This window comes from Kitasatospora brasiliensis (assembly GCF_032654805.1).
Classification (GTDB): domain Bacteria; phylum Actinomycetota; class Actinomycetes; order Streptomycetales; family Streptomycetaceae; genus Kitasatospora; species Kitasatospora brasiliensis.
Genome location: NZ_JAUOOW010000007.1, coordinates 15,758 through 42,250, shown reverse-complemented (window position 1 = coordinate 42,250; position 26,493 = coordinate 15,758). Strand labels below are relative to the sequence as shown.

At 73.9% G+C, this 26,493-nt stretch carries 28 protein-coding genes; 14 read left to right on the top strand and 14 right to left on the bottom strand.

The window, feature by feature from the left end:
- Nucleotides 1-56: 56 nt before the first annotated feature.
- Nucleotides 57-935, bottom strand: coding sequence for a class I SAM-dependent methyltransferase (locus tag QWJ13_RS26105; protein WP_316527472.1), 879 nt, complete (start codon nt 933-935; stop codon nt 57-59).
- Nucleotides 936-1,131: 196 nt separating this feature from the next.
- Complete coding sequence (locus tag QWJ13_RS26100; protein ID WP_316527471.1) at nt 1,132-1,746, bottom strand: PadR family transcriptional regulator; 615 nt, start codon at nt 1,744-1,746, stop codon at nt 1,132-1,134.
- Between the two features lie 141 nt (nt 1,747-1,887).
- Here QWJ13_RS26100 and QWJ13_RS26095 point away from each other — a divergent pair, with 141 nt between their 5' ends.
- Nucleotides 1,888-3,273 carry an MATE family efflux transporter gene (locus tag QWJ13_RS26095; protein WP_316527470.1) on the top strand — a complete coding sequence of 462 codons (1,386 nt, stop codon included), beginning with the start codon at nt 1,888-1,890 and terminating at the stop codon, nt 3,271-3,273.
- A complete protein-coding gene (locus QWJ13_RS26090; protein WP_316527469.1) occupies nt 3,224-3,751 on the top strand; it encodes a DinB family protein in 528 nt (175 codons plus the stop codon). The genes QWJ13_RS26095 and QWJ13_RS26090 overlap by 50 nt, the downstream gene beginning before the upstream one ends.
- A gap of 269 nt (nt 3,752-4,020) precedes the next feature.
- Here QWJ13_RS26090 and QWJ13_RS26085 read toward each other — a convergent pair whose 3' ends face one another.
- Both QWJ13_RS26085 and QWJ13_RS26080 read right to left on the bottom strand, forming a co-directional pair.
- The gene (locus QWJ13_RS26085) at nt 4,021-4,554 is read right to left on the bottom strand and encodes an MFS transporter (protein WP_316527468.1); all 534 of its coding nucleotides are present in this window, start codon (nt 4,552-4,554) and stop codon (nt 4,021-4,023) included.
- 135 nt (nt 4,555-4,689) lie between these two features.
- On the bottom strand, nt 4,690-5,280 hold the full coding sequence (locus QWJ13_RS26080; protein ID WP_316527467.1) for a TetR/AcrR family transcriptional regulator: 591 nt from the start codon (nt 5,278-5,280) through the stop codon (nt 4,690-4,692).
- 76 nt (nt 5,281-5,356) lie between these two features.
- On the opposite strand from QWJ13_RS26080, the gene QWJ13_RS26075 reads away from it, so the two are divergent.
- The gene (locus QWJ13_RS26075; protein ID WP_316527466.1) at nt 5,357-5,521 is read left to right on the top strand and encodes a hypothetical protein; all 165 of its coding nucleotides are present in this window, start codon (nt 5,357-5,359) and stop codon (nt 5,519-5,521) included.
- 52 nt (nt 5,522-5,573) lie between these two features.
- On the opposite strand, the gene QWJ13_RS26070 is transcribed toward QWJ13_RS26075, so the two are convergent.
- Nucleotides 5,574-5,750 (bottom strand): antitoxin, encoded by a 177-nt coding sequence (locus tag QWJ13_RS26070; RefSeq protein ID WP_316527465.1) that lies wholly within the window; start codon nt 5,748-5,750, stop codon nt 5,574-5,576.
- A gap of 152 nt (nt 5,751-5,902) precedes the next feature.
- Here QWJ13_RS26070 and QWJ13_RS26065 point away from each other — a divergent pair, with 152 nt between their 5' ends.
- On the top strand, nt 5,903-7,534 hold the full coding sequence (locus QWJ13_RS26065; RefSeq protein WP_316527464.1) for a M28 family peptidase: 1,632 nt from the start codon (nt 5,903-5,905) through the stop codon (nt 7,532-7,534).
- A gap of 264 nt (nt 7,535-7,798) precedes the next feature.
- Complete coding sequence (gene lpdA, locus QWJ13_RS26060) at nt 7,799-9,205, top strand: dihydrolipoyl dehydrogenase (RefSeq protein ID WP_316527462.1); 1,407 nt, start codon at nt 7,799-7,801, stop codon at nt 9,203-9,205.
- 85 nt (nt 9,206-9,290) lie between these two features.
- Here lpdA and QWJ13_RS26055 read toward each other — a convergent pair whose 3' ends face one another.
- Nucleotides 9,291-10,025: a sigma 54 modulation/S30EA ribosomal C-terminal domain-containing protein gene (locus QWJ13_RS26055; RefSeq protein ID WP_316527460.1), complete on the bottom strand. Its 735-nt coding sequence runs from the start codon at nt 10,023-10,025 to the stop codon at nt 9,291-9,293.
- Between the two features lie 401 nt (nt 10,026-10,426).
- Between QWJ13_RS26055 and QWJ13_RS26050 the strand changes: the two genes are divergently transcribed.
- Nucleotides 10,427-10,750, top strand: a complete 324-nt coding sequence (locus QWJ13_RS26050; protein WP_316527459.1) for a hypothetical protein — start codon at nt 10,427-10,429, stop codon at nt 10,748-10,750.
- Here the strand turns inward: QWJ13_RS26050 and QWJ13_RS26045 are convergent.
- Nucleotides 10,652-11,905, bottom strand: coding sequence for an AI-2E family transporter (locus tag QWJ13_RS26045; protein ID WP_316528053.1), 1,254 nt, complete (start codon nt 11,903-11,905; stop codon nt 10,652-10,654). The two genes, QWJ13_RS26050 and QWJ13_RS26045, sit on opposite strands and share 99 nt — an antisense overlap.
- Nucleotides 11,906-12,301: 396 nt before the next feature.
- On the opposite strand from QWJ13_RS26045, the gene QWJ13_RS26040 reads away from it, so the two are divergent.
- Nucleotides 12,302-12,538 (top strand): DUF6296 family protein, encoded by a 237-nt coding sequence (locus QWJ13_RS26040; protein ID WP_316527457.1) that lies wholly within the window; start codon nt 12,302-12,304, stop codon nt 12,536-12,538.
- A gap of 66 nt (nt 12,539-12,604) precedes the next feature.
- On the opposite strand, the gene QWJ13_RS26035 is transcribed toward QWJ13_RS26040, so the two are convergent.
- The 3 genes from QWJ13_RS26035 to QWJ13_RS26025 all read right to left on the bottom strand — a co-directional run bounded on the left by QWJ13_RS26035 (nt 12,605) and on the right by QWJ13_RS26025 (nt 13,977).
- Nucleotides 12,605-12,829: a hypothetical protein gene (locus QWJ13_RS26035; RefSeq protein ID WP_316527456.1), complete on the bottom strand. Its 225-nt coding sequence runs from the start codon at nt 12,827-12,829 to the stop codon at nt 12,605-12,607.
- 196 nt (nt 12,830-13,025) lie between these two features.
- Nucleotides 13,026-13,307 (bottom strand): DUF6343 family protein, encoded by a 282-nt coding sequence (locus QWJ13_RS26030; protein WP_316527455.1) that lies wholly within the window; start codon nt 13,305-13,307, stop codon nt 13,026-13,028.
- Nucleotides 13,308-13,524: 217 nt separating this feature from the next.
- Nucleotides 13,525-13,977 carry a hypothetical protein gene (locus QWJ13_RS26025; RefSeq protein WP_316527454.1) on the bottom strand — a complete coding sequence of 151 codons (453 nt, stop codon included), beginning with the start codon at nt 13,975-13,977 and terminating at the stop codon, nt 13,525-13,527.
- A 437-nt stretch (nt 13,978-14,414) separates the two neighbouring features.
- Here QWJ13_RS26025 and QWJ13_RS26020 point away from each other — a divergent pair, with 437 nt between their 5' ends.
- The gene (locus QWJ13_RS26020) at nt 14,415-16,406 is read left to right on the top strand and encodes a LamG-like jellyroll fold domain-containing protein (RefSeq protein WP_316527453.1); all 1,992 of its coding nucleotides are present in this window, start codon (nt 14,415-14,417) and stop codon (nt 16,404-16,406) included.
- Between the two features lie 54 nt (nt 16,407-16,460).
- On the opposite strand, the gene QWJ13_RS26015 is transcribed toward QWJ13_RS26020, so the two are convergent.
- Nucleotides 16,461-17,120, bottom strand: coding sequence for a TetR/AcrR family transcriptional regulator C-terminal domain-containing protein (locus QWJ13_RS26015; RefSeq protein WP_316527452.1), 660 nt, complete (start codon nt 17,118-17,120; stop codon nt 16,461-16,463).
- An 85-nt stretch (nt 17,121-17,205) separates the two neighbouring features.
- Here QWJ13_RS26015 and QWJ13_RS26010 point away from each other — a divergent pair, with 85 nt between their 5' ends.
- Nucleotides 17,206-18,609: an FAD-dependent monooxygenase gene (locus tag QWJ13_RS26010; protein WP_316528051.1), complete on the top strand. Its 1,404-nt coding sequence runs from the start codon at nt 17,206-17,208 to the stop codon at nt 18,607-18,609.
- Between the two features lie 385 nt (nt 18,610-18,994).
- Here the strand turns inward: QWJ13_RS26010 and QWJ13_RS26005 are convergent, their stop codons facing one another.
- Nucleotides 18,995-19,141, bottom strand: a complete 147-nt coding sequence (locus QWJ13_RS26005; RefSeq protein WP_316527451.1) for a hypothetical protein — start codon at nt 19,139-19,141, stop codon at nt 18,995-18,997.
- Between the two features lie 242 nt (nt 19,142-19,383).
- Between QWJ13_RS26005 and QWJ13_RS26000 the strand changes: the two genes are divergently transcribed.
- Both QWJ13_RS26000 and QWJ13_RS25995 read left to right on the top strand, forming a co-directional pair.
- Nucleotides 19,384-20,913 carry a threonine/serine exporter family protein gene (locus QWJ13_RS26000; RefSeq protein ID WP_316527449.1) on the top strand — a complete coding sequence of 510 codons (1,530 nt, stop codon included), beginning with the start codon at nt 19,384-19,386 and terminating at the stop codon, nt 20,911-20,913.
- A gap of 154 nt (nt 20,914-21,067) precedes the next feature.
- Complete coding sequence (locus tag QWJ13_RS25995) at nt 21,068-21,223, top strand: DUF6131 family protein (protein WP_316527447.1); 156 nt, start codon at nt 21,068-21,070, stop codon at nt 21,221-21,223.
- Between the two features lie 113 nt (nt 21,224-21,336).
- On the opposite strand, the gene QWJ13_RS25990 is transcribed toward QWJ13_RS25995, so the two are convergent.
- Nucleotides 21,337-21,675 carry a hypothetical protein gene (locus tag QWJ13_RS25990; protein ID WP_316527446.1) on the bottom strand — a complete coding sequence of 113 codons (339 nt, stop codon included), beginning with the start codon at nt 21,673-21,675 and terminating at the stop codon, nt 21,337-21,339.
- A gap of 204 nt (nt 21,676-21,879) precedes the next feature.
- Here QWJ13_RS25990 and QWJ13_RS25985 point away from each other — a divergent pair, with 204 nt between their 5' ends.
- The 3 genes from QWJ13_RS25985 (at nt 21,880) to ctaF (ending at nt 24,790) form a co-directional block, all read left to right on the top strand.
- On the top strand, nt 21,880-22,521 hold the full coding sequence (locus QWJ13_RS25985; RefSeq protein WP_316527445.1) for an L-threonylcarbamoyladenylate synthase: 642 nt from the start codon (nt 21,880-21,882) through the stop codon (nt 22,519-22,521).
- Nucleotides 22,522-22,694: 173 nt separating this feature from the next.
- Nucleotides 22,695-24,398 carry an aa3-type cytochrome oxidase subunit I gene (gene ctaD, locus QWJ13_RS25980; protein ID WP_316527444.1) on the top strand — a complete coding sequence of 568 codons (1,704 nt, stop codon included), beginning with the start codon at nt 22,695-22,697 and terminating at the stop codon, nt 24,396-24,398.
- The gene (gene ctaF, locus QWJ13_RS25975) at nt 24,395-24,790 is read left to right on the top strand and encodes an aa3-type cytochrome oxidase subunit IV (protein WP_316527442.1); all 396 of its coding nucleotides are present in this window, start codon (nt 24,395-24,397) and stop codon (nt 24,788-24,790) included. The genes ctaD and ctaF overlap by 4 nt, the downstream gene beginning before the upstream one ends.
- On the opposite strand, the gene qcrB is transcribed toward ctaF, so the two are convergent.
- The gene (gene qcrB / locus QWJ13_RS25970) at nt 24,756-26,465 is read right to left on the bottom strand and encodes a cytochrome bc1 complex cytochrome b subunit (protein WP_432277608.1); all 1,710 of its coding nucleotides are present in this window, start codon (nt 26,463-26,465) and stop codon (nt 24,756-24,758) included. The genes ctaF and qcrB overlap by 35 nt on opposite strands.
- Nucleotides 26,466-26,493 lie beyond the last annotated feature (28 nt).

Below are 26,493 nucleotides of genomic sequence, written 5' to 3'. Positions count from 1 at the left end.
CGACACAGGGGCCCGTCCCCGCCCGGTGAAGGGCGGGGACGGGCCCCTGCGAGGGGTCAGGCGCTCGGGACGGGGGGGACGGCGCGGCGTTCGCGCAGCGTCCGGAGCATCCGGCGGGTGGCCTTGGTCGCGACCGGGGGCAGCAGTTCCAGGGCGAGCCGGCGCGAGGTGGAGCGCTGGACCGGGGCCTTCACCTGGTAGTTGAGCCGCATCACCCGGGCGCCGGCGATGGTGTCCTCGTCGACGGTGTACCCCTCGGCGGGCCAGTCCCGCTCCCGCAGGACGGCCTGGGCGGCCGCCGCGTCGCCCCAGGTGCCGTAGAACTTCATCGGGGTGAGGAGGACCGGTCGCAGCCCGCCGGTGAAGACCGCCTCCCAGACCGCGGCGGAGACGCCCGGGGTGTGCTCGGAGCGGTAGTCGTCCAGGGCGACCAGGCCGTTCTCGGCGAGCGCGGCGCGGGCCACGGCGATGTCCCCGGCGACGTGCTCGTAGAGGTGGGAGGCGTCGACGTGGACGAAGCGGCAGCTGCCCGCCCGGATCCGTCCGTCGGCCAGCACCGAGGTCGGGGCCTGCACTATCTCCGGCAGCTCGCCGTGGAAGGCCAGGTAGTTGGCCTCGAAGGCACTGCGGGTCAGCGTCTTGCGGTAGGACATGTCCATCTCGGCGGCGTTCTCGGCGTCGCCCGCCTCGGAGTCGAACAGGTCGCAGACCGTCAGCCGCTCGCCCGGCTGGAGGTGGTCGCCGAGCAGCACGGCACTGCGGCCCAGGTAGCTGCCGAGCTCCAGGACGTCGCCGGTGACGCCGGCCGTGGTCTGTGCGGACAGCAGGTGGCTGAAGGCCGCCCGGTCGAGGCTGAAGAACCAGCCGGGGATGTCGTCCCGCTTCAGCGGCGCGGAGTGGACTGCGGCCTCGACCGCGGTCTCGGACGTGGGCACGGCGGCCTCCAGGGGGACGGCGGGGCGCGGTGGCGGGATCACGCCCGCGGAGGGGGGCCGAGGACGTGAGGCGGATCATCATAGCGACGCCCGGGCTCGGGGGAACCAGCTGCGGAACGGCCCAATCCCGGTTCTTCGCTCCGCTGTTCGGCAGGGGCGTGAGCCTTCGTTTCCGCTCTCGGTTCGCCCGCTCGGCCTAGTGTTCGGAGGGGCGCAGTCCTGCCGTCATGCCGGGGGCTTCCGAGGACGTCGCGCCGGGGGCTTCCGAGGGCGTCGCGCCGCCCTGCCGTTCCAGTTCCTCGATGGTCCCGGTCAGCCAACCCCGCTCGGCCGCCGTGGAGGCCCGGGCGACGAGCAGCATCCCGCGCCGGAAGGGGTTCGGCTCCTGTTCGGCGGTCACCGGTCGATCGGAGCCGTCGTAGAAGAAGCTGCTCGGCGCGTCCAGGAAGTCCAGCCGGCGGCGGAGCACGGCGGCCTGCCGGGGTGGGGCGGCGAGGTGGTGCAGGAAAGCGGCGACGGTGAAGAAGCGGATCTGGTCGGTGATCTCGGCCTGCTCCGGATCGGCCAGCCGGCGCAGCAGCTCGGCCCGCCCCTCCGCCGTCAGCTCCAGGGTCTGCCGCGGTGCGGCGCCGCTGCCCGGTTCGGCGCGCCGCCGGAGCAGTCCGGCCTTCTCCAGCCGGGTGATGGCGGGGTAGAGCGCGCCGTCGCTGACCGGCCGGACGTGGCCGGTCAGCCCGGTGATCCGGGACTTGAGCTCGTAGCCGTGCAGCGGTTCCCCGTACAGGAAGCCGAGGATCGCGAGCGTCAACACGGTTGGAGCCCTTCGTTCGGAGTGCGCCCTGTGGAGCGGCCATGCTACCTCTTGCCGAGGTGCCTCGAAACGATGTATCTCTATTCGAGGCAACCGGATGCAGGAGGAGCAGCCGGGTGCAGAGGAGAAGGGGGAGGACTCATGCGCGGACAGTTGCGCCGGCTCATGGCATTGGCGGGGCCCGTCTACGCGGAGCTGCTGTCCGGGGTGGTCGCCTCGGTGATCGGCACCCTCTGGGTGGCCGGTCTCGGCGGGGCCGCGGTCGCCGCCGTCACCCTGGCCGGCACCGTCGAGAACGTGCTCCTCGGGCTGGCGCTGGTGGTCGGCTCCGGGGCCAGCGTCCGACTCTCCCACGCCCTCGGCGCCGGCGACCGCGCCCAGGCCGCCCACACCGTCCGCGCGGCCTGGTGGCTCTGCGCCGCGGGCAGCGCGGCGCTCGCCGTCCCGGGCTTCCTGCTGCGCGACCGACTGGCGGGGGCCTTCCTGGACGGCGAGGCCGCCGCGCACGCCGCCGGGTACTTCACTGTCGCCCTCCCGGCCTTCGCGCTCTTCTTCGGCCAACTCGTCGCCGACGAACTGTTCAAGGGCTCGGGCGACACCCGCACCCCGATGCGGATCGCCCTGCTCTCCAACGCGCTGCTGCTCCTCCTCGACCCGCTGTTCATCCTCGGCCCCGGGCCGCTGCCCGCCCTCGGTGTCCCCGGCGCGGCGCTCGCCCTGGCCCTCTCCCGGGCCATCGCCCTCACCGCCACCCTGCGCCTGCGGCGACGAGCGGGGCGGCAGCCGCGCACCACCGGCGATACCGGCGATACCGGCGACACCGGGAGAGCGGCCGTCGAGGCGGTGCGGATCCTGCGCGCGGGTGCGCCGTTCGGGCTGGACTTCACCGCCCGGATGGCCGTCGGAGCCGCCCAACTCGCCCTGGTCGCCGGCTTCGGCGTCGCGGCGGTGGCCGGGTACGGCCTCGGCTACCGCGTCCTGCTCATCGTCACCATGGCCTTCTACGCGCTGCGCCAGGCCGCCGCGATCGAGGCCGCCCGCCTGGCCGGCGCGCGGGACGGCGCCGCGCTGCGCATCCTGCGCCGGGCCACCGGGCGCCTCGCCGGGCTGATCGGCGCGGTGTCGGCGGCGCTGTCCGCGACGCTGGCCGGCCCGCTGGCCGCGCTCTTCACCGAGGACCGGGCGGTGGCCGGGCAGGCCGTCGGCTTCCTGCACGCGGCGGCGCTCTACCTGGTGCCGTACGCGTTGGTGGTGGCCCTCGGCGGGGTGCACCAGGCGGCGGGCGCCGGCCGTCCGCTGGTGGTCTCCGTGCTGCTCGGCCTCGGCGCCCAACTCGGCGCCTCGGCGGCCCTCTCCGGGCCGCTGGGGGTGTCGGGGGTGTGGCTCGGTCCGGCCGTGGGCGCGACGGTGCAACTCGCGCTGCTCGTGGCGCTGACGTGGGACGGCAGGCGTCGGGGTGTGTGTCAGGGCGGGGCCCATGGCACACACTTCGGACGGGCGGCCGATTCCGCCCCCGCACGCCGCTGAACGCGCCGCGCTGGAGGGCTGGTTGGAGTTCCAGCGGGCCACGCTCGCCCAGAAGGTCGCCGGGCTGGACGACCGGCAGGTGCGGCCGGCGCCCGTACCGCCGTCCGAACTGACCCTGCTCGGCCTGGTCCAGCACCTCGCCGAGATCGAACGCACCTGGTGCCAGCGGGTGTTCGCCGGTCTGGAGGTCCCGCCGGTGTACGGCGCGGACAACGCCGGAGGCTACGGGATGGACCCGGCGCGAGGGATGGCCGGGGCGCTGGCGGACTGGAAGGCGGAGATCGACCGGGGCCGGGAGCTGACCGCGGACGAGGCGCTGGACGCGACCGGCCCACTGCCCCCGCAGATCGCGGAGGCGCTCGGCGCGGACAGGGTCTCGCTGCGCTGGGTCCTGGTGCACCTGATCGAGGAGTACGCCCGGCACAACGGCCACGTCGACCTGCTCCGGGAGCGCATCGACGGCGTCACCGGCGTGTGACCGTACGGGCGTTGCCCCCGGCCGGCGGATGCAGGCCGGGTGCCCGGCCCGAGCCGCGTGGTCAGCGGCGCCGCCGCCGTGATCAGCGCCATCCTCGTCAGGACCACCGGCCGCTCGCCGTGACGTTTCGTCAATCGGGCGGAACCGGAAGCAGTGAGGATCATCGTCACGGCGAGCGGGGCCGCCCGCGGCGCGCTCCGCAAGGGATCGAGCCCAAGCACCAGGGCGAGCACTCCGGTCGCGCCGAGGCCGAGCACCGGGGCGACCGATCAACCGGTGTCCGGCAGCGCGGCCAGGGTTTGCACCAGGCAGGCCGGCGCGAGCGCGAGCAGGCCCGCGCCGGGCAGGTCGAGCCCGGCGCCGCGCGTGGCCGCCGCCGAACGGGCCTCGGCCGCCCCGGCCGGCACCGCGACGGCTGCCGGCAGGGCGGCCGCGGCGGGCGGCAGGCCCAGCGGGAAGGCCGACCGCCAGCCGACGTGCGCGGTCAGCGCCCCGCCGACCAGTGGCCCGGCCGCCGCGGCGAGCCCGATGGCGGCGGTGCGGATCGCGATCGGAGCGGCGGGCCGGGCGGCCGGCAGCATGCCCAGGGCGGCCGGTTGCGGCAGGGCGCCCGCGACACCCTGGAGCACGCGCAGCGCGATCACCCAACCGATCCCGGGGGCGAGGGCGACCCCGAGCGAGGCGGCCGCGAACCCCGTCACGTCGAGTGCGAAGACCCGCCGGTGCCCATGCCGGTCGCCCAGCCGGCCGGCGAAGACCGGCAGGGCGGCGACGGCGACGAGGGAGCCGGTGCCGGGGCCCACTGGACGGCCGCGACGGAGGCGTGCAGATCGCGCTGGAGGGCGGGCCGGGCGACGGTCAGCGCGGTGCCGTCGAGGGCGACCAGGACGGCGCCGGTGATGCTCGCGGCGAGGACGGGCCCCGGTGGTGCGGCGTCGTCACCGGGTGGCCGGGCCGAGGTGGGCGTCCAGCACGGTGCGCAGCAGCGGCTCCACGGACTCGCTGCCGGTGATCAGCCGCAGGCTGCCCCAGGTACGCAGTTGGGCGAGGCCGTGCAGGTTGGACCAGAGGGCGGCGGTGGCGGAGGCCGGGTCGTCGGACCGCGGGTGCACCTCGGAGACCAGCCCGACGAAGGTCCGGAACAGCGGCAGGGTGGTGCGGCGCAGTTCGACGCCGCTGCCCTCCAGCAGGTCGTGGCGGAACATCAGCTCGAACATGCCGGGGTTGGCGGCCGCGAAGCCGAGGTAGGCGCGGGCGAGCCCGTCGAGGCGGGTGCGCGCGTCGGTGCCGGTGGTGGCGGCGACGGCGTCGGCGCCCGCGAGCGTGTCGGTGAGCCTGCCGAAGCCCTGTCGGGCGATGGCGGCGAGCAGTTCGCGGTGGGTGGGGAAGTGGCGGCGGGGAGCGCCGTGCGAGACCCCGGCGCGGCGGGCGATCTCGCGCAGGCCGAGCGCCTGAACGCCGCCCTCGGCCACCAGCTCGACGCCCGCGGTCACCAGTCGGGCACGCAGGTCCCGTTCTTGTTCGGTCATGAAGACACTGTCTACCAGCTCCTGATAGACAGTGTCTACGCGCGCCCGTGGGCGTGCGCCGGGCAGAATCGAAGGCATGAGCGAAGGCGGCGAGTCGGCCTGCTGGCTGGACCGGGTGTGCCCGGAGTGCGGACGGCTGCGCGAGCGGCCCGGACCGGGGCCCTGTGAGAACTGCGATGAGAACTGCGGCGGCGCGGAAGGCGACCGGCTCCCCGGGGCGGAAGAGCGCCGCCAAGACTGACCCCGGCCCGCTCGGGCGGGCCGGGGCAGGAAGCGCGCAGCCCGTGCTGGCGCTACTGCGGAGGCTGGTCGCGGAACTGCTCCTTCAGCTTCTCCTGGGCTGTGTCCGTCTGTGAGCTGTACTTGCCCTGGGTGCGTTCGTCGAAGGCGTCACCCGCCTTGTCGACGCCCTTCTCGGCCTGGTCCTCGTGGCCCTTCAGCAGGCTCTTGAGCTTATCCAACATGGACATCTGGTCACGCTCCCGGATGAGACGCCCCCACTCGTCCAATATCGCCGCGCGCGTCGCGGTCCGCATCTCGCAAGGTGTGCGTAAAGGCTTGGCAACGGGATTCCGGTCAGGTCAAATCATGACCTCACGGCCCGTCGGAAGGAGTTGCCTTGATGCTGCGCACCCGTCGCTCCACCTCCCCGCTCGACCGTTCCGCCCCGTACGATCCCGCCACCTCTCCAGGACGCCCGCGACCCGCCGTCACCCGGCGAGCAGCGGGCGCCGCACTGACCGTCGCCGCCCTGGTCGCACCGCTGCTGCTGGCCGGCGCGGGCAGCGCCTCGGCGGACCCGGACCCGGCCCGCAAGGGCGCCAAGCTCGCCTCCCGGCTGGTCGAGGCCGGCAGCGCCCGGGAAGCCCGGGCCACCCTGGCCGCGCTCCAGCAGATCGCGGACCGCAACGGAGGCACCCGGGTGGCCGGTTCGAAGGGGCATGACCAGTCCGCCCAGTACGTGTACGAGCAGGCGCGGCGGGCCGGGCTCCAGGTGTCCAAGCAGGAGTTCGCGTACACCTTCTTCGAGGCCCGCTCGGAGCACCTCGACGTGGTGTCCCCGAAGGCCGAGTCGGTGCCGGTGCTCGCGATGACGTACTCGGTGAGCGGCCCGGAGGCGGGCCTGACCGCGGACCTGGCCGTCGCTCCGGTCAGCGCCACCACCGGCTGCACCCCCGCCGACTACCCGACGGGCGCGTTCACCGGCAAGATCGCGCTGATCCGCCGTGGCGGCTGCACCTTCGCGGAGAAGCAGGCCGCCGCGGCGGCCGCGGGGGCGGCCGGGGCGATCATGTACAACAACATCGAGGGCAGCCTCAACGGGACGCTCGGCGAGCCGACCGCCGGGAAGATCCCGACCGGCGGGATCGCCAAGGCCGCCGGTGAGGCCCTGGCCGCCGAGGCCGCCGCCGGGCCCGTCCGGGTGACCCTGGACATCCGCACCTTCATGGAGCGGCGCCAGACCTGGAACGTCATCGCCGAGACCCGCGGCGGCGACCCGAACAACACCGTGATGGTCGGTGCGCACCTGGACTCCGTCCCCGAGGGGCCGGGCATCAACGACAACGGCTCCGGCTCGGCCGGGATCCTGGAGGTCGCGAAGAACCTCGGCGTGCACCCGGTGAAGAACAAGGTCAGGTTCGCCTGGTGGTCGGCCGAGGAGTTCGGCCTCAAGGGCGCCGAGGCGTACGTGAACTCCCTCTCCGAGGCGCAGCGGAAGAAGATCGGGCTCTACCTCAACTTCGACATGATCGCATCCCCCAACTACGCGCAGTTCGTCTACAACGGCTCGGGCAGCGCCGGCGGCGACGCGGGCCCCGAGGGCTCGGCCCAGATCGAGCGGGACATCAACGGCTACCTGGACGGCCGGGGCCTGCCGCACGACCCGACCGCCTTCGACGGCCGCTCCGACTACGGTCCGTTCATCGACGCGGGCATCCCGGCCGGCGGCACCGACACCGGCGCCGAGAAGGTCAAGTCCCCCGAGCAGGCGGCCCGTTACGGCGGCACGGCCGGCGCCGCCTACGACGGGTGCTACCACCAGGCCTGCGACAACCTGGGCAACATCGACATGCGCGCCTTCGACGTCAACATCGACGTGATCGCGAACGCCGTCGGCACCTACGCCTGGGACCTCTCCTCGCTGCACAAACCCGCCGAGGCCCAGCGCCCGGCCGCGAAGGCGGCGCCCGCCCCCGGCGCGACGGGTATCAGCGGCACGAGCGGCGACCGCTTCCACGCCGTGACGGCCTGACGCCCGGGTGGGCCCGCCGCCGCTCCCGGCAGGCGGGCCCACCCGACCGCCGTACGCGAAGCCGCCATCCGGGACCTCCCTCCGTCATCGCCCCTGGTGAGTGCGGATAGCGGCCAACGTAGCGGACGGCACTGACAATCCGCCCCCGAGGCCGGTACGGTGCCGCGAGCGCATCAGCCGAGACCCGGCGGGTGCGCCGAGCCCGGTCCTGACACCATGGGACCGAGATCACGACACCGTGACACCCTCGGAGGAGTCAGCAACATGAGCACGCACTACGACGTCGTCGTCCTCGGCGCGGGCCCCGGCGGCTACACCGCCGCCGTCCGCTCGGCCCAGCTGGGCCTGAAGGTCGCGGTCATCGAGGCCAAGTACTGGGGCGGCGTCTGCCTCAACGTCGGCTGCATCCCCTCCAAGGCCCTGCTGCGCAACGCCGAGCTCGCCCACATCTTCACCAAGGAGGCCAAGACCTTCGGCATCAAGGTCGAGGGCCAGGTGACCTTCGACTTCGGCGAGGCCTTCCGGCGCAGCCGGACGGTCGCCGACGGCCGGGTCAAGGGCGTCCACTACCTGATGAAGAAGAACGGCATCACCGAGTACGACGGCTGGGGCACCTTCGTCGACGACCACACGATCCAGGTCGCGCTCAGCGCCGGCGGCTTCGACGTCGTCACCTTCGACCACTGCGTCATCGCCGCCGGTGCCACCACCCGCCTGCTGCCCGGCACCAGCCTGAGCGAGCGCGTGGTCACCTACGAGGAGCAGATCCTCACCGAGCAGCTGCCGGAGAGCATCATCATCGCGGGCGCCGGCGCGATCGGCGTCGAGTTCGCGTACGTGCTGCACAACTACGGTGTGAAGGTCACCATCGTCGAGTTCCTGGACCGGGTGGTGCCGCTGGAGGACGTCGAGGTCTCCACCGAACTCGCCAAGCAGTACCGCAAGCTGGGCATCGAAGTGCTGACCTCCACCCGGGTCGAGTCGATCGACGACAGCGACCCGAGCGCCAAGGTCCGGGTCACCGTCACCAAGGACGGGCAGCAGCAGGTGCTGGAGGCCGACAAGGTGCTCCAGGCGATCGGCTTCGCGCCGCGCGTCAACGGCTACGGCCTGGAGAACACCGGGGTCAAGCTCACCGACCGCAACGCCATCGCGGTGGACGGCCGCGGCCGCACCAGCGTCGAGCACATCTTCGCGATCGGCGACGTGACCGCCAAGCTGATGCTCGCGCACGCCGCCGAGACGATGGCCGTGATCGCCGCCGAGACGATCGGCGGGGCGGAGACCATGGAGGTCGACTTCGTCATGATCCCGCGCGCCACCTACTGTCAGCCGCAGGTCGCCTCCTTCGGCTACACCGAGGCGCAGGCCCGCGAGCTGGGCTACGACGTCAAGGTCGCCAAGTTCCCGTTCACCGCCAACGGCAAGGCGCACGGCCTCGGCCACCCGATCGGCTTCGTCAAGGTCATCAGCGACGACAAGCACGGCGAGCTGCTCGGCGCCCACCTGATCGGCCCCGAGGTCACCGAGCTGCTGCCCGAGCTGACGCTGGCCCAGCAGTGGGACCTGACGGTCCACGAGGTGGCCCGCAACGTGCACGCCCACCCGACCCTCGGCGAGGCGGTCAAGGAGGCCATCCACGGTCTCGCCGGCCACATGATCAACATGTGACGCGGCGGTCCTGACGAACCGGCCGCGCCCCCGCCGAGCAGTCGCTCGACGGGGGCGCGGTGGGTTCCTGCGGGCTCGGCGGACGTCAGACGCGGCCCGCGATGAGGCCGAGGCCGCCGTCGAAGCGGCGGTAGAGCACTCGGCCGCGGCCGCTGACCGGGTGCGCGAAGAACAGGAACGGCAGCTCCGCGCCCGCCAGCCGGTCGACGGCCTGCCCCTCCGTCAGCCGGGGCGCGCCGTGCGGACTGAGGGTGATCGGCGAGTTCCGGCGGCCGGACGGGCCGGCGGAGACGGTCCGGGCGAGGCGGTAGCCGGTCGGCCCGACCCGGTAGACCACGGCGTCGGTCTCGGTCGCCGGGTCGGTGAACAGGTGGATGTCGTAGTCCATCGCGTCCATGGTCCGCGCGGCGGCCTCCGGGGAGCACCACACCAGCGAGGGCTCCTTGTGCCGGACGACCCGGAGCGCGCGGCCGGCCGCGCCGGTGGCGCCGGCGGGGGCCGCCGGGCGGTGGCCCGGCCAGGGGCGCGGTGCCCAGGCACCGGTGGCGGCCCTGATCCTGTCGCGCAGCGCGTCGGTCACCCGGTCGAGGGAGTCGCCCAGCCCGGCCGCGGCCTCCTGGACACGGATCCGCCGGCCGTCCACCTCGGCGTTCACCTGGGTCAGCACGCCCCCGGCCACGGCCGCGAGCCTGACCCGCAGGGCCTCCACCAGCGTCCCCACCCCCGGAGCCGCCGCCGCGGCGGCCACCCGGGTCCGTGCCTCGGCCAGGACCTCGCCGGTCAGCCCCTCGAACGCCCTCACCGTGACCAACTCGCCCATCACCAGGCCCTTCCACTGCCAGTCGGCGCATACCGGCGACCAGGATCCCGGCCGCCCGGCGTCGTCGGCCAGGGCCCAACGGCCCCACCTGGCGGGTCGGGTGGGCCAGGGAGGGGGAGGAGGTGCTGGTGGGGTCGGGTGGGGCGGGTGTCGGTGTTGTCGCGGCCGGTCCTTGCGGTGGCGGGGCCGGGGCCCGGCGGCCCCAGCCGGCGGGACGGGCGGGCCGGGGCGGGGAGAGGGTGCCGGGACGGCCCCTGCGGATGCGGATGCGGATTCGTGGGCCGGGGACGGGAAGGGGAGAGCCGGTGTCCTCCGACCCGGGCCGGCGGCGCCCCGCCCGTGTGACGGCCCCGCCGGATCGGGCAGGCGCCCGACCATCCGGGGGACCGGAGGTGGCGGCCATGGACGGGCCCGGGCTCTCCCGCCGGGAGCTGCGAATCCTGGTGGGGATCGAGGAGGAGCTGAGGACGGACGACCGGCTCGACCGCGCGATGCGCACCATGCGGCGCGGCCCGGGCTGGCTGCTGGACCGTGTGCTGCGCCTCACCCTGCGGGTGCCGGCCGCCGCGCTGGCGGTACTGCTGGCCCTGTCGGCCGGCCTGCTGGCGGTCAGCGCCGACGAGCACTCACCCGCCGTGCTGACCGTCTTCGCGCTGTTCTGGGCGCCGACCCTGCTTCTCTCGGTGACCAGGCTGGTCGCCCGCCGCCGGGGGCTCCGGCGCTGAGCGGTGGGGCGTGCCGTGGCGGCGCAGCTCGCCGAGCACCACCCAGGCGACCGACACCACCGGCACCGCCACCACCGCGCCCAGGATTCCCGCCAGCACGGTGCCGCCGGCCACCGACAGGGCGATGGCCACCGGGTGGATGCGCACCGACCAGCTGAGCACCAGCGGATGCAGCAGGTGGCCCTCGATCTGCCCGATGATCACGATCAGCGCGAGCACCAGCAGGGCGATGACCGGGCCGCGGGCGGCGAGCGCGACCACCGAGGCGATGGCCAGCGCGATCGGGGAGCCGATCAGCGGGATGAGGGTCGCCGCGAACTCCAGCACCATCAGCGGCATCACCAGCGGCACCCGGAGGATCGCCAGGGCGATGCCCACCAGCACCGCGTTGGAGGCCGCCACGATCAGCACGCCCCGGGTGTAGCCCGCGAAGGTGCGCCAGGCGGCGCGACCGGCGCGGTCCCAGACCGAGCGGCTGCGGACCGGCAGCTGTTGCTGCGCCCAGGACCACATCCGTTCGCCGGAGTGGAGGAAGAACACCGAGCAGAACACCGCGAGCGCCAGCCCGGTGACCAGCTCGATGACCCGGCCGGCGCCGCTGAGCGCGGTGTTCAGCAGGGCGGAGCGGTGGGCGGAGATGTACTCGCCGATCTTGACCCGCAGGTCGGTGACCGTTCCGGGCCGCAGGTGGAAGGGGGCGCGGGTGAGCCAGTGGTCGATCCGGGTCAGGCCGCCGCGCAGTTCGTTGCCCAGCCGGCTCCACTCGTCGGCGACGGTGGTGCCGACGAGCGCGAGGATCCCGCCGACCAGCGCGATGGTGCACAGGAAGGCGAGCAGGACGGCGACCGAGCGGGGCACCGCCCGGGCCAGCAGGTCGACCGGCGGGCGCAGCACGGAGGCGATGACCAGTGCCACGAAGAGCGCGACGACCGGCAGTTCGAGCCGGGCCAGGACATCGACGACCAGGAAGGCGACGAGCCCCAGCAGCGCCAGCCGCCAGGCGTACCCGGCGACCGTCCGCAGCCCGGAGGAGACCCGCTCCCCGGACGGTGCCCGGCCCGGGCCCGGCGCCCCCGTACGGGCGTGGCGTGACGGCACCCGGGGACGGCGGCTGCCCAGCGGTACGGGCCGCCGGCCGGGTCCGGCGCCGTTCATTCCCACGGGCGGTCTCCTCGGGCTCGGCCGGGTGCGGTGTCGTCTCCCGCCACGATGACCCATGCCGTGGAGGTTCGCTCTGCGATGCTCCGCCGGGCGGCGGCCGACTCGCGGACCGGGTGGCCCGCGATGGTGACCTTGCTGTCCATGGAAGCTTCCCGGATGGAAGTCCTGCTTCCAGCGTCTCTCCGCCCGGGCTCCGGTACACCCGGCGGGGTCGCGATCGGTGGGCCCCAACGTGTGGCCGGCGTCGAAGTGGGGCATACGCGAGGCCGGATACCCTCTGCGGCCCGGGCGCCGATGGCAGCGGAGGCTGGCCAGTCGCAGATCGTCCGTGTACGAGCTGCCTGGGTGGGGGAGAATCGAAGACACAGGGTGGGAGAGAAGGAGGCCGTGATGAGAAGCCTCACCCGCCGCTGTGCGGTGACACTCCCCGGCCAGATCGGCGGCCACGCTCCGCTGTCCGTCGTCGTGGTCCACGAGACGCAGGCCGTGGGGCCGGACGGGGGCTTGGTCTGGGAGAGCTCGGACGGCGGCCTCCGGGTGGAGATCAGCGGAGAGGTGGCCACCGTCCTGGCAGCTCCCGGAACCTGTAGCCGGCACCCGTGCCTACTGGCGGTGCCGCTGCCCTGAGGCTTGTCCGAGCGAAGGAATGAAGGAGCGGGGGACGAAGGAACGAACGGGGGAGGCGAAGGACGGCTACCGCGCGCTGGCGGCCAGTGCCTCGCGCACGGTGACCAGGCAGGGGTCGCAGTAACGGTCCGGTCCGGCCGCGCCGGTACCGTCTCCCGCCGGGACGACGCGCTGGGAGGGTTCGAGGAAGCGCCCGCACAACGAGGACGTCGCGTCGTCCTTCGCCACCACGTGCCACACCACGGCGGGCGGGGAGACCGCCGGGTCGTGCTCGGCCCACATCTCGTACACGGCGTTACCTCCGGATCGCTGGGGGCTCGGGTGAGTCCATGCAAACCCGGGGTCTGCCGAACGGCCACCGGGCCAGACCCGGTGGGATGGTTGTTGCTCGGCGAGGGTTGCCGACGGTCGGCTCCTGGAAAGGGGTCCGTCCCTGGAGAACGGTCCGTTGGAGAACGGTTCGTTCCCGGGAACCCGCGGGACTCGCTCACACCCGCCGCTCGGAGTCGGCCCGGTCGCGGCCCTGCCCCGCGGCGAGGCGGCGCCGGATCACCAGCAGGTCCAGGCCGGTGATCCCGGCGAACCCGGCACACAGGGCGGCGAAGAAGGCGTAGGTCCCCTGGTTCGGCGCCGGGCCCGGAGAGGCCAGGGCGGCCAGCACGGCGAAGAGCACCACCGCGCCGACGAACAGCACCAGGAAGATCCGCGACAGCAGCCGCCGCAGCTCCAGGTCCGAACGGGCGGTCACCGGCTCGGTGCCGCTGCGCACCCCCTCCTGGGGGCGTACCTGCGGCGTCGTACGGCCTGGCCCCTGCGGGGCGTGCGGGAAGTCGTGGCGCTCGCCGGCCGGGCGCTGGGCCCGGCCCCCGTGCCGCGTTCCTGGTCTGCGTTGTACGGCCATGACGGCCCCCGAACGGAGTCAGCCGGTTGGTCTTCGTCCTGTCCTCGTCGGCGCGCCTACCCGGGTTCGGGCTCGGCACACGCGCTCACCCCGCCGACCCGAGCCGCAGCCGCACCGCCAGCTGGGGCCCCCGCCGCTCGCGGCCGACCTCGTGCGTCGGGCAGCGGGCGGCGAGGGCGCCCAGCACCCGCTCGACGTCCTCGGGGCCGCCGAGCAGCTCCGCCGCGAGCCCGCCCGGAAGGACGAGCGGCGGCCCCGGCGCGCCCGGCCGATGGGCGTCGAAGGCCTGGGAGGAGCTCACCGACGGGCTCGGTGCGGGGCCGGTGGGGGCGCGGGTGATCCTGGGTTCGGCCACCACCCGGATGCCCTCCGAGGTCACCGTGGCGGGGTCCTCCCAGACGTTGCCGATCAGGGTCCGGCCGCGTCCGGTGTGGGTCGGGAAGGCGGCCTCCAGCGCGTCGAGCACCGCGTCCGCCGCCTCCCGCGGGCCCTCGCCGAGCCGCACCAGCACGTGTCCGGCCGCCAGGGGCAGTCCCATCGCAGCCACCTCCTCCGGCTCGGTGACGGCTTCGACCGGCTCGGCGTCGGCCGGCGAGCCGCCCCTTCCGTTCTACGGCCGGTCCGTACGGGCCCGCACCCCCGGGCGGGCCGGCTCAGCCGCGTCGCAGCCGGGAGGGCAGTTCCGGGAGATCCGCCACCGGGTCGAGCAGGTGGTCCGGCTCCCCGTCGCCGCGCCGGGGTGCGCCCGCGGCCGCCTTGCCGGTGCGGACCAGGACGCCGGCTGCCGGCCGACCGTGAGCACGCCGTCGATGTCGAGCAGCGCCGCCTGGCCTCGTTCCTCACCACACCCGCCGCGACCGCACCTGCCGCGGCCCGTCGGATTCGGCCGCTGTTCAGCGGAGCGTGGCCCGGCCGATGATCTCCGACCGGTTCCGGTACGTACCGTCAGGGCCCACACCACTTCCGGGAGCGAACATGCACGACATCCAGGCGACCGAGCGCGAGTGCGGCTGCCCGCGGACCGCAGATCCCGACGGGGAGGGGCCGGCCGCGGCCAGTCGGCGCCGGTTCCTGCGCGGGGCCGGCCTGGTGGGTGCCGGGGTCGGCACCGCCGGGCTCGGTCTGCTCGGTGCGGTGCCCGCGCAGGCGGCCGGCCCCGAGGCGGCCGGCGGGCCCGGCGCGGCGGCGAAGAAGCCGAAGAAGGGCAAGGGCCGCGGGCGTTGGCAGCCCGACCCGGACGCCCGGCAGTTCACCGTGGTCGTCATGCCGGACACCCAGTACCTGTTCGACCAGGACCGGATCCACCCGGCGCCGCTGGAGGCCTCGGTCCGCTACGTGCTGGACGGCGGCGTCAACCGGGAGGACGGGACGGACGACAACATCGTCTTCCTGGCCCACCTCGGCGACGTCACCGAGAACGGACTGGCCGTCGAGTACGCCGCCGTCACCAAGGTGTTCGGCCTGCTGGACGACGCCGGCGCGGCCTACGGCGTGCTGGCCGGCAACCACGACGTCCGCTCCTCGACCGACGACCAGCGCGGCAGCACCCCGTACCTGGAGACCTTCGGCAAGGCCAGGGCCGCCCGCACCTCCGGTTACCACGGCTCCAGCCCGGACGGCTACAACACCTGCCACGTGTTCCGGGCGGCCGGCCGCGACTGGATGGTGCTCTCGCTGGACTGGCGGCTCTCCGACGCGGGCTTCGCCTGGGCGAACGCGATGATCGCGGCCGACCCCGCGCTGCCGGTGATCCTCACCACCCACGACCTGGCGCACGCCGACGACAGCGGCCGCGCCGAGCTGTCCGACTACGGCAAGCGGCTGTGGGAGCGGCTGATCAGCGGCAACGACCAGATCTTCCTGACCGTCAACGGGCACTACTGGCCGCCCGGCCGCACCGTGCTGAAGAACCGGGCCGGCCACGACGTGCACGTCCACATCACCAACTACCAGGACCGCTACTACGGCGGCGCGGCGATGATCCGGGCGTACCGCTTCGACCTCGACCGCGACACCGTCGATGTGTCGACCTTCTCGCCGTGGATCCAGCAGACCGCCGCCGAGGAGCGCAACGCGCTGGCGGCCCGGGAGGCCGAGCTGACCTCGGACGTCGACCGCTTCTCCCTCGCGATCGACTTCGACCGCCGCTTCGCCGGCTTCGCGCCCTGCCCGCAGCGCCCGGCGCGCCGGGCGAGCGAGCTGCTCGTCCGCGACACGGTGGCCTACTGGCGGTTCGACGGCGGCGGCGCGGACGGGACGGCCGTCTCCCCGCGGCAGGTCGTCAAGGACCTGACCGGGCAGGGCAACGACCTGCTCTGGCAGAGCGCCCCCGGCACCCCGGACGGCGCGCTCAGCTGGTCCACCGAGCACCACCCGGACCAGCCGGGCCACGGCAGCCTGCTGTTCCGGGGCACCCGGGCGCCGGTGCGCGGCGGCTACCTCCAGACCGCGCCCACCGCGCCGGTGAACCGGGAGACCTTCGAGCGCGGGTTCACCGTCGAGGCCTTCTTCAAGCTGCCCGCCGACTGGGACTCCGCGCGAAGCCGCTGGTCCGCCCTGCTCAGCCGGTGGGGGATGAGCGGCGAGGCGGGCAAGAACGGGCCCGGGGCGGACGTCGAGGAACCGCTCGCCACGCTCAGCGTCTCCGAGGCCCCGGCCCTCCAGTGGTGCGTCTACCCGCTCAACCAGGCTGGGGCGTCGACCTGTTGGGGCCACCAGCTGCCGCTGGACCGGTGGTGGCACGTCGCGGTGGTCAACGACGGGAAGCTCAGCCGGATGTACGTGGAGGGCTGCGAGGTGGCCCGCAACCCGGCGACGCCCGCCGTCGGGCTGACCACGCTGGGACGGCCCTGGATGCTGGGCGGCTACGCGTACGCGGGGGTGCTGGACAAGGTCTTCCACGGGTACATCGGGGACGTCCGGATCGTGAAGCGGGCGCTGCGGGTGGGCGAGTTCATGACGGCCTGACTCCTGCCGAGCGGGCACACCGCCGGGCCCGCACCAGGGCCCGGCGGTTCCGTTTCAGCCGAGCAGGGTGGCCTCGACCCCGGCGAGCACCGCCGCCAGGCCCTGTTCGAAGCCCGCGTCGAAGTCCTGGAACATCACCCGGCCGGATGCGGCGGCCAGCGGGTGGGCGGCCAGGCGCTCGGCGCGCGCGTCGACGTCGTAGCCCTCGGCGCCGTCGAAGGGGTTGGGGCCCATCGCCTGCTCCTCGATCACATAGCCGATGGTGTAGCTGTACGCGGTCTGCCAGGCCCGGGCGGCGGCGGCCGGGGTGAAGCCGGACTCGGTCAGCAGGCGCAGCGAGGCGTCCAGGTCGGCGGCGTAGCAGGTGTCGGTGAACCGGGTGCCGCTGTAGACCTTCGCGCCGTCGCGGTAGCGCAGCAGTTCGGCGCGCAGGGTGCGCATGCTCCGCAGGTAGGCCCCCCGCCAGTCGCCGTCCGACCCTTCCCGCGCCGCCCGGCTGGTCATGCGGCGCAGCATCTCGGTCGCCATCTCGTCCAGCAGCGCCTGCTTGTCCTTGAAGTGCCAGTACAGCGCGGGCGCCTTGACGTCGAGCCGGGCGGCGATGGCCCGCAGCGTCAGGCCGTCCAGGCCGGCCTCGTTCAGCAGGTCCAGTGCGGCGGCGACGACCTGGCCGCGGTCGAGCTTGGGGGTTCTCTGCGTTCTCTGCGGGGTCACGATTGACAGTTTAACGCTATTAAGTGCAGGCTGGCGGCAACGGCTACTTAACAACGTTAAGGAGATTGTCGTGACTTCTCGCGGCATGCACACGGACGTCCTGGTCATCGGCGCCGGGCCCACCGGCCTCGCCCTCGCCCTGGACCTCGCCCGGCACGGCGTCGCCGCCCTGGTGGTCGAGCGCGGCACCGCGCTCTTCCCCGGCTCGCGCGGCAAGGGCCTCCAGCCGCGCACCCTGGAGGTGCTCGACGACTTCGGCGTGCTCGACCGGGTCCGCGAGGTGGCGGGCTCGTACCCGCCCAACCTGGTCTGGCGCGACGGCGAACCGCAGAGCGAGTACCGGATGTTCGACCCGACCGAGCCCTCCGAGGCCGAGCCGTACGCCGAGACGCTGATGCTGCCCCAGTGGCGCACCCAGCAGCTGCTGCACGCGCGGCTGCGCGAGCTGGGCGGAGAGGTCGCGTTCGGGCGCGAGCTGGTCGGCCTGGCGCAGGACGAGGAGGGCGTCACGGCCGAGTTCGCGACCGGCGGCCCGGTCCGGGCGCGCTACGCCGTCGCCGCGGACGGCGGACGCTCGACGGTGCGGCGGCTGCTCGGCATCGGGATGACCGGGGAGACCGTCGACCCGGCCCCGATGCTGGTCGCGGACGTCCGGATCACCGGCCTCGACCGCGAGCACTGGCACGTGTTCCAGGCCGAGGAAGGCATGCTGGGGATCTGCCCGATCGCCGGCACCGAGGACTTCCAGCTGGCCGCCGTGTTCCCGGAGGGGGCCGCCGTCGACCTCACCCTGGAGGGCCTGCGCAAGCTGCTCGCGGCCCGCTCCCACCTGGCCGCCGAGCAGCTGACCGAGCTGCGCTGGAGCTCCGAGTTCCGCCCGCGCGCCGCACTCGCGGACCGTTTCCGCGCCGGCCGGGTCCTCCTCGCGGGCGACGCCGCGCACGTCCACTCCCCGGCCGGCGGGCAGGGTCTGAACACCAGCGTCCAGGACGCCTACAACCTCGGCTGGAAGCTGGCCGCCGTACTGGCCGGGCGAGCCGGGCAGGGTCTACTCGACACCTACGAGCAGGAGCGCCGGGCCAACGCGGCGGCGATGCTGGAGCTGTCCACCCGGGTCCACCGCGGCGAGCAGCGGCGCGGCCGGGCGACCCAGCAACTCGACCTCGGCTACGGGGAGTCCGCGCTCTCGGTGGAGACCCGCGCGGACCTCCCGGCGGACGCGCCGCGGGCCGGCGACCGCGCCCCGGACGGCCGTCGGGGCGGAATCCGGCTGTTCGACGCCTTCCGGGGCCCGCACTGGACGCTGCTCACCGTCGGTACGGACACCGCGCTGCCGGCCCTCACCGCCCCGGTGGTTCGCATCCCGGCCTACGAGGCGTACGGCGACGGCGTGTTCCTGGTCCGGCCGGACGGCTACCTCGGCTGGGCCGGGGCGACGGCCGACGGCCTGGCGGACTACGCGGACCGGCAGGGGCTGCTCGTGCCCTGACCGGAGGGCCGCCGGTCGGCCCGAGGGTGGCGGTCGGCCCTGGGGTGGCGGTCCGTCAGTCCGGTGGCTCGTGCGGGGCCGGAGCGTGGGCCGGCGGTCATCCGGGACTCCGGGGTCTCGACCGGGACCGGCGGGTCCCTGGGGACGGGTTCGTGCTGCTCGCTCATGGCTCCGACTCCTCTCGCCGGATCAGTGCCTGCCCAGGTCTCCGGGACGCGCCTGCCCGGCTCGCCGATGTCCATGCGCCGCACCGGGGGTCAGTTCGGTCCGGGCTGGGCGGCGGGCGCCTCGGCGGTGGCCTTCAGGTCGTGGAGCCGGCCTTCGAGGCGGCGGTGGCCCCGGCGGGCGCCGCCGCGGCGGCGAGCACGGCCGCCCGCCGAGGGCGTCAGCTCTGCCCGGGGTCCGGGAACGGCTCCGGGGGCGGGAACGGCGGGACCGGCGGCGGCGCCGGATCGGGCTCGCCCGGCTGGGGCACGGGGTCGGGGCGGGGGATCGGCCGGGTGTCCGGGTCCGGCGGGATCGGGACGGTCATCGAGCACCTCCTCGGGTCGCTGCGCGGGTGCGTCTACCCGCAAGAAGCGCCGCGAATCCGACGGTCGTGGCCTGGCGGACGAGCCCCGAGGTCGGCACGCGCGGGGCGGTGGGGCGTGTACGGCCGGTCGTGCTCCGGTTCGGACGGGTGTGCCGGGTGTGGCGCGTTCGCAACAGCATCACTCCGGGTACTTGATCGGCTGCACGAAGTTGACGACGAGGGGGTGGGGTCAGGGAGTCGCGATGACGGAACACGAGCAGCTCGGCGCGCCTGCCGGCCCGGAAGGACGGCCCACCCGGCCCGAGCGGGTGCCGCCCCAGAGCCCCCCGCCCCAGAGCCCCGCGCCCACCAGTCCCGCACCCGCAAGCCCCGGCCCCGGTGGCACCGCGGCCCCCTGGCACGACGCGATGCTGTCGCTGCTGCGCACCCCGACGGCCGACCGGCAGCCGGCACCCGAGGGCGCCGGGGCGGACCCTCCGGCCGGTGTCGAGCCGGTGGAGGTGCTGGACCTCGCGCTGCTGGTCGGCGAACTGCTGCTGGCCAGCGGCGAGGCGGCGGAGGACGTCGAGGCCGCCATGCTCGCCGTCGCGCGCGCCTACCGGATCCACCCGTGCGACCCCCAGGTCACCTTCACCCGGGTGGCGATCTCGTACCAGCCCGGCCCGTCGGAGCCCTCGCTGACGGCCGAGTGCTCGGTCCGCCGCCCGGCCGTCGACTACGCGCGGCTGGCCCTGGTGTTCCGGCTGGTCACCGAGATGACCGTGGGCGGGCTGGCCGTCCCCGAGGCCCACGCCCGCCTGGTGGCCGCGCGACGGCACGGCCGTCGCTACTCCGGCCGGCTGCTCGGGCTCAGCTTCGGGGGGATGGCCGGGGCCGCGACGCTGCTGATCGGCGGCCGGGCCGACGCCCGGGCCTGGCTGGTGTTCGCCAGTGCCGTCGTCGCCGCGCTGGCCGGCGAGCGGCTCTCCGCCCTGGTGGCCCGCCACGACTTCCCGGCGTTCTACCAGTTCGTGGTGGCGGCGGTGCCGGCCGCCGTGATCGGCATCCTGCTCTCGTTCAACGGGCTGCACCTGCGCGGATCGGTGGTGATCACCGGAGGGCTGTACGCGCTGCTGCCGGGCTGGCCGATGGTCGCGGCGGCCCAGGACGGACTGGCCGGCTTCTACCTCACCGCCGCCGCCCGGCTGCTCGAAGCGCTCTACCTGATGGCCGGCGTGGTGATCGGGGTGATGACGGTGCTCTACGTCGGCGTCAACAACGGCGCCCACCTCGCCGCCCAGGACGGCCCGTCCGGGACGGTGAACCCGCCGCTGCAACTCGCCGCCGCGGTGCTGCTCACCCTGGCCTTCGCGGTGCTGCTGAACACCGAACCGGCCACGCTGCCCGCGGTCATGCTGAACAGCGCGGCCGGCTGGACCACGTACGGGGTGCTGGTGAACGCGGGCGGCGAGCCGATCCTGGCCACCGGCCTGGCCGCCGGGCTGGTCGGCCTGTCCGGTCAGCTGATGGCGCGCTGCCGGGGCAGCTCGGCGCTGCCGCACATCACCGCCGCGCTGGGGCCGCTGCTGCCCGGCTCGGTGCTGTACTTCGGGCTGCTCGCCTTCGTCTGCGGCGAGCCCGAGGTCGGGCTGAGCGGCGTCGGGCGGGCCGGCGCGATGGCGATGGCCCTCGCCATCGGCGTCAACCTGGGCCGGGAGCTGGCCCGCCTCTTCCTACCGGCGCCCCGGGTGGCCGCGCCGCGCCGCCGCCGGGGCGGCCGCCACCGTCGGTGAGCCCGTGCCGGTTTGCGCGGGTGGAACAGCGGTACACGCGTGGGTTGTGGAGTCGGGCCGGGTGAAACCGGGCCGCTCCCCGGGGCCGGCTCCAGCCGGAGGAGACGCCGGCGCCGCCCCGCAGTCAGCCACCCCGTCAACCCGGGAGACCCTCGTGATCATCCTCGGAGTCATCCTGCTCATCGTCGGCTTCGTCACCGGCATCGGTGTCCTGTGGACCATCGGCATCGTGCTGCTCGTCATCGGCCTGATCCTCTGGGTCGCCGGAGCGCTCGGACATGCCCTCGGCGGACGCCGCCACTACTACTGAACGCGGACGCCGTCACTCCTACTGAACCCGGACACCGTCACCGCCACTGAACCGCGCGGCCGTACGGCGGCACCGATCCCCGCTCGACGCCCCCGTCCGCGCTGCGGAGCGGCTCAGGGGCGGTCCTCGTGCAGCCCGCAGAGCCACGCCAGTGCCCGATGGACACCGAGCAGGTACCGGTGGTCGGCCCCCTGGGCGTGCGCCCGGTGGAGGCCGACGGCGGCGGCCTGGCACTCGGCCAGCAACTGCGCGTGGCACGGCCCGGCGGCGACCGTGGCGGCCGCGGTGACCGGGGCCGCGACCTGGGCGCCGGCGGCCCACCGGTAGGCGCCGAGCACACCGTGCTCGAAGCCGCTCCAGGGCAGGGGTCGCCGGTTGACCTTGTCGATCGCGGCGAACACCTCGTCCAGCGGGCGCACTCCCACGGCCGGGATCGTCTCGTCACTGGTCATGTGCGCAACCTACGTCCGCCCGCCGCCGACCGCACCCGCCCGTCGGGCCGAGGCCGCCGGGCCGGCCGCAGGGCGAGCCGCCGAGGTCGGACGCGTCCGGGGCGCGGGACCGGGACGGGTAGGCTGACCAGGTCGTGTCCGGCCGGAGAGGTGGCCGGGCCGGAGGAACGGAGCGGGCCGGTGGCCCGCCGGTGGAGATCCCTGATGACTCGTCGTTTTGACTGCTCGGACGCGTCCGAGCGCGCAGCCGGGCTGCGCGAGGCCGTGGCCGCGGTGCGCCGCGGTGAACTCGTCGTCCTGCCCACGGACACCGTGTACGGCGTGGGCGCGGACGCCTTCGCCCCGGCGGCGGTGGACCGCCTGCTGCGGGCCAAGGGCCGGGGCCGGAACATGCCCTCGCCGGTGCTGGTCGGCTCGCCGGAGGCGCTGGACGGACTGGTCGAGGTGACGGAGCGCGCCCGGGACCTGGTCAAGGAGTTCTGGCCGGGCGGGCTGACGGTGGTCGCCCGTCACCTGGCGTCGGCCGAGCTGGACCTCGGCGACACCAACGGGACGGTCGCGGTGCGGATGCCCGCGCACCCCGTGGCCATCGAACTGCTCGAAGCCACCGGGCCGTTGGCCGTCTCCAGCGCCAACCTGACCGGGCACGACTCGCCGCAGGACTGCGACGCCGCCCAGGGCATGCTGGGCGACTCGGTCGCCGTCTACCTCGACGGGGGCCGGACCGCGGCCGCGGTGCCCTCCTCGATCGTGGACATCACCGGCGAGGTGCCGGTCCTGCTGCGGGCGGGCGCGATCGACATCGAGCGGCTGCGCGAGGTGGTTCCCGGCCTGCGCGAGCGCTGAGCCGAGCCCCCGTACGGCGGCGCCACCCGGTCGACAGCACCGCGTGGCGCCCCGGCGGCCCGGCCGGGCGCCGCTAGGGTCGGCGATGGCGTGCGAGGGCGGGCCCTCCGCCGGTCGGGGGAGGGGGTTCGGCGCCGCGACGGGGGCGTCACCGGCTCCGCTGCGGAGGTTCCATGAGCGCTTCGTCCACCGCGCCGCCCCGGGCGCCGCGGGATCGCACCCGGGTCCGGGTCCGGCAGGGCAGCACCCTGCTGCGCTGGCTGTTCACCACGGACCACAAGGTCATCGGGAACCTCTACCTGGCGACGGCCTTCGGCTTCTTCCTGGTCGGGGGCCTGCTCGCGCTGCTGATGCGGGCCCAGCTGCTGGGGCCGGACACCGGGCTTGTGTCGCACGACCGGTACAACCAGCTGTTCACCATGCACGGCACGATCATGCTGCTGCTGTTCGCCACCCCGACCTTCGCCGGGTTCGCCAACGCGATCATGCCCTTGCAGATCGGCTCGCCCGACGTGGCGTTCCCCCGGCTGAACGCCTTCACCTACTGGGCCTTCCTGCTGGGCGGGCTGATGGTGCTGAGCGGCTTCCTCACCACCCAGGGCGCGCCCGGGTTCGGCTGGTTCGCCTACGCGCCGCTGAACGGGCCGCTGTTCTCGCCCGGGGCGGGCGGGGACCTGTGGGCGCTCGGCCTGGTGGTGGCCGGCCTCGGCACCATCCTGGGCTCGGTCAACTTCATCACCACCATCACCTGCCTGCGGGCGCCGGGCATGACGCTGTTCCGGATGCCGATCTTCACCTGGAACGTGCTGTTCACCTCCGTCATGGTGCTGCTGGCCTTCCCGGTGCTGACCGCCGCGCTGCTCTGCCTGGAGGCGGACCGCAAGTTCGGCGCGCACGCCTTCGACGCGGCGAACGGCGGGGCGCTGCTGTGGCAGCACCTGTTCTGGTTCTTCGGCCACCCGGAGGTCTACATCGTCGCGGTGCCGTTCTTCGGCATCATCAGCGAGATCATCCCGGTGTTCAGCCGCAAACCGCTGTTCGGCTACTACGGGATGATCGGTGCGACCATCGCCATCACCGCGCTGTCCATGTCGGTGTGGGCGCACCACATGTTCGCCACCGGCCAGGTGCTGCTGCCGTTCTTCTCGATGATGTCGTTCCTGATCGCGGTGCCCACCGGGGTGAAGTTCTTCAACTGGATCGGCACGATGTGGAACGGCTCGCTGTCCTTCGAGACCCCGATGCTCTGGTCGATCGGCTTCCTGGTGACCTTCCTGTTCGGCGGGCTGAGCGGGGTGCTGCTGGCCGCGCCGCCGATCGACTTCCATGTCACCGACAGCTACTTCGTGGTGGCCCACCTGCACTACGTGCTGTTCGGGACGGTCGTGTTCGCCACCTTCGGCGGCTTCTACTTCTGGTGGCCGAAGCTGACCGGGAAGATGCTCGACGAGAAGCTGGGCAAGGTGCACTTCTGGATCCTGTTCACGGGCTTCCAGACCACCTTCCTGGTGATGCACTGGCTGGGCGCCCAGGGGATGCCGCGCCGCTACGCGAGCTACCTCGCGGTGGACGACTTCACGGCGCTGAACGTCTGCGCGTCGATCGGCTCGTTCCTGCTCGGGGTCTCCAACCTGCCGTTCTTCTACAACGTCTGGACCACCACCCGGCACGGCGCCCGGGTCACGGAGGACGACCCGTGGGGCTGGGGCCGCTCGCTGGAGTGGGCCACCTCCAGCCCGCCGCCGCCGCACAACTTCCACGCGCTGCCCCGGATCCGCTCCGAGTCCCCGGCCTTCGACCTGCACCACCCGGAGGCGACCCTGGAAGGCGCCGACCTGCCGCACACCCGTACCGGTGAACCGGAGGGCGGACGGTGAAGGCCGAGGGGTGGCTGTTCGCCGTGATGACGGCGTTCTTCGCGGTGACCGGACTGGTCTACGGCTTCTGGGCCAGGGAACCGGCCGGCAAGGCGATCCTGACGGTGGCGTTCCTGATGTCCGGACTGGTCGCGCTGTTCTGGTTCGTCCAGCACCAGCGGACCGGCGGCGGCCGGGCGCAGGACCGCAAGGAGGCCGAGATCGCGGAGGCCGCCGGACCGGTGGGCTTCTTCCCGGCCCGCAGCGGCTACCCGGTGCTGACGGCGGTCGGCCTGACGGTCTTCGCCCTGGGCCTGGTCTTCGCCCGGTGGCTGATCGTCGTCGGCGCCCTGGTGCTCGCGCTCGCCGTCGGCGGCTTCATCTTCCAGTACCGCGACCACGGCGGCGGCTGAGCCGGCGCAGCAGCCGCCGGACCGGGCCGCCCGGGGCGGGTCCGGCGGCCCCGGGTGCCGGGGGAGCGGGGTGGGTCGGGCCGGTGAGGACGGCCGCGATGTGCGTCGACTCCCGTTCACTGGAAGGGAGTTCGACCAGGTCGCGGTGGAACCAGGAGCTCGCCGCGGCCCGCACCCGCTGGTGCCGCGCCGCCCCCTCGGGCGCGGCGACCGGCTCCGGCACGGCGCGCGCCAGCAGCACGTAGCGCTCGGCCGCGGGCACCGGGCGGTGGTGGCCGGAGAAGCCTCCGTCGGGGGACTGGTCGATCCGGCCGGTCTCGTCGCCGTCCAGCAGCCGCGAGCGGTCCCGGGCCTGGAGGGCCAGGCAGAGCCGCCGGGTGAGCACGAAGACCGCCGGCGGCAGCACGAACAGCGCCACCCGCAGCGCCACGGTGAGCGCGTTGACGGAGAGCCCGAAGGCGTACGCGATCACGTCGTTGCCGCCCGCGACCAGCAGCACCGCGTAGCAGGCGATCCCGGCGGCGCCCAGCGCCGTACGGGTGGGCTTGTTGCGCGGACGGTCGCACAGGTGGTGCTCGCCGCTGCCGGGATCGAGCCACCGCTCGACGAAGGGATAGGCGTAGAGCGCCGCGAACAGCAGGCCGGGCACCACCAGGGCGGGCAGGAACACGTTCCACGACACGGTGTGCCCGAGCGCCCTGGTCTCCGCGGCCGGCATCAGCCGCAGCGCGCCCTCGATGAAGCCGATGTACCAGTCCGGCTGCGCGCCCGTGCCGACCACGTCGGGGCGGTAGGAGCCGTACCGCCAGATCGGGTTGATCTCGGCGAGGAAGGACGACAGCGCCATCACGCCGCCCACCGTGAACATCAGGCCGACCGTACGGGTCAGGAACTGCGGGAAGAACGGCATCCCCACCACATTGCGGTTGGTGCGGCCGGGGGCGGCCCAGTGGGTGTGCTTCAGCACCACCACCAGCGTCAGGTGCGCTCCGACCAGGGCCAGCAGCAGGCCGGGGACCAGCAGCACGTGCAGGGTGAACAGCCGGGGGATGATCTCCTGCCCGGGGAACTGGCCGCCGAACGCGAACAGGGTGAGGTACGTGCCGACCAGCGGCACCGAGAGCAGCACGCCCTCGGCGATCCGCAGGCCGGTGCCGGAGAGGGTGTCGTCGGGCAGCGAGTAGCCGGAGAACCCCTCCAGCAGCGCGAGGTTGAACAGCGTCACCCCGATCACCCAGTTGAGCTCGCGCGGGCGGCGGAACGCCCCGGTGAAGAACACCCGGAGCAGGTGCACGCCGATCGCCGAGGTGAACAACAGGGCCGACCAATGGTGGATCTGACGAATCATCAGGCCGCCGCGCACCTCGAAGCTGATCCGCAGGGTCGACGCGTACGCCTCGGAAACCGGCACACCGCGCAGCGGCAGGTAGCTTCCCCGGTAGACCACCTCGCTCATGCTCGGGTCGAAGAAGAACGTCAGGTAGACGCCGGTCAGCAGCAGGACGACGAAGCTGTACAGCGCGAGCTCGCCGAGCAGGAACGACCAGTGGTCCGGGAAGATCTTGCGCAGCAGCTCCCGGCCCGCCTCCATGACCGGCAGCCGCTGGTCCAGGCGGGTCGCGACGCGCTCGCCGGCGGACGGCTCGCGCCCGTTCGAAGCCCTGGTTTCGTCCACGGCAGGAACCTAGTGGGCCGTGCCCGGC

Excerpts from the sequence above, each read along its gene's own strand:
- QWJ13_RS26095 (WP_316527470.1), top strand. The coding sequence starts at position 1,888 with ATGCGCGGACAGTTGCGCCGGCTCATGGCATTGGCGGGGCCCGTCTAC.
- QWJ13_RS26090 (WP_316527469.1), top strand. The coding sequence starts at position 3,224 with ATGGCACACACTTCGGACGGGCGGCCGATTCCGCCCCCGCACGCCGCT.
- QWJ13_RS26080 (WP_316527467.1), bottom strand. The coding sequence starts at position 5,280 with ATGACCGAACAAGAACGGGACCTGCGTGCCCGACTGGTGACCGCGGGC.
- QWJ13_RS26075 (WP_316527466.1), top strand. The coding sequence starts at position 5,357 with ATGAGCGAAGGCGGCGAGTCGGCCTGCTGGCTGGACCGGGTGTGCCCG.
- QWJ13_RS26070 (WP_316527465.1), bottom strand. The coding sequence starts at position 5,750 with ATGTCCATGTTGGATAAGCTCAAGAGCCTGCTGAAGGGCCACGAGGAC.
- QWJ13_RS26065 (WP_316527464.1), top strand. The coding sequence starts at position 5,903 with ATGCTGCGCACCCGTCGCTCCACCTCCCCGCTCGACCGTTCCGCCCCG.
- lpdA (WP_316527462.1), top strand. The coding sequence starts at position 7,799 with ATGAGCACGCACTACGACGTCGTCGTCCTCGGCGCGGGCCCCGGCGGC.
- QWJ13_RS26055 (WP_316527460.1), bottom strand. The coding sequence starts at position 10,025 with ATGGGCGAGTTGGTCACGGTGAGGGCGTTCGAGGGGCTGACCGGCGAG.
- QWJ13_RS26050 (WP_316527459.1), top strand. The coding sequence starts at position 10,427 with ATGGACGGGCCCGGGCTCTCCCGCCGGGAGCTGCGAATCCTGGTGGGG.
- QWJ13_RS26045 (WP_316528053.1), bottom strand. The coding sequence starts at position 11,905 with ATGAACGGCGCCGGACCCGGCCGGCGGCCCGTACCGCTGGGCAGCCGC.
- QWJ13_RS26040 (WP_316527457.1), top strand. The coding sequence starts at position 12,302 with ATGAGAAGCCTCACCCGCCGCTGTGCGGTGACACTCCCCGGCCAGATC.
- QWJ13_RS26025 (WP_316527454.1), bottom strand. The coding sequence starts at position 13,977 with ATGGGACTGCCCCTGGCGGCCGGACACGTGCTGGTGCGGCTCGGCGAG.
- QWJ13_RS26020 (WP_316527453.1), top strand. The coding sequence starts at position 14,415 with ATGCACGACATCCAGGCGACCGAGCGCGAGTGCGGCTGCCCGCGGACC.
- QWJ13_RS26010 (WP_316528051.1), top strand. The coding sequence starts at position 17,206 with ATGCACACGGACGTCCTGGTCATCGGCGCCGGGCCCACCGGCCTCGCC.
- QWJ13_RS26005 (WP_316527451.1), bottom strand. The coding sequence starts at position 19,141 with ATGACCGTCCCGATCCCGCCGGACCCGGACACCCGGCCGATCCCCCGC.
- QWJ13_RS26000 (WP_316527449.1), top strand. The coding sequence starts at position 19,384 with ATGACGGAACACGAGCAGCTCGGCGCGCCTGCCGGCCCGGAAGGACGG.
- QWJ13_RS25990 (WP_316527446.1), bottom strand. The coding sequence starts at position 21,675 with ATGACCAGTGACGAGACGATCCCGGCCGTGGGAGTGCGCCCGCTGGAC.
- QWJ13_RS25985 (WP_316527445.1), top strand. The coding sequence starts at position 21,880 with ATGACTCGTCGTTTTGACTGCTCGGACGCGTCCGAGCGCGCAGCCGGG.
- ctaD (WP_316527444.1), top strand. The coding sequence starts at position 22,695 with ATGAGCGCTTCGTCCACCGCGCCGCCCCGGGCGCCGCGGGATCGCACC.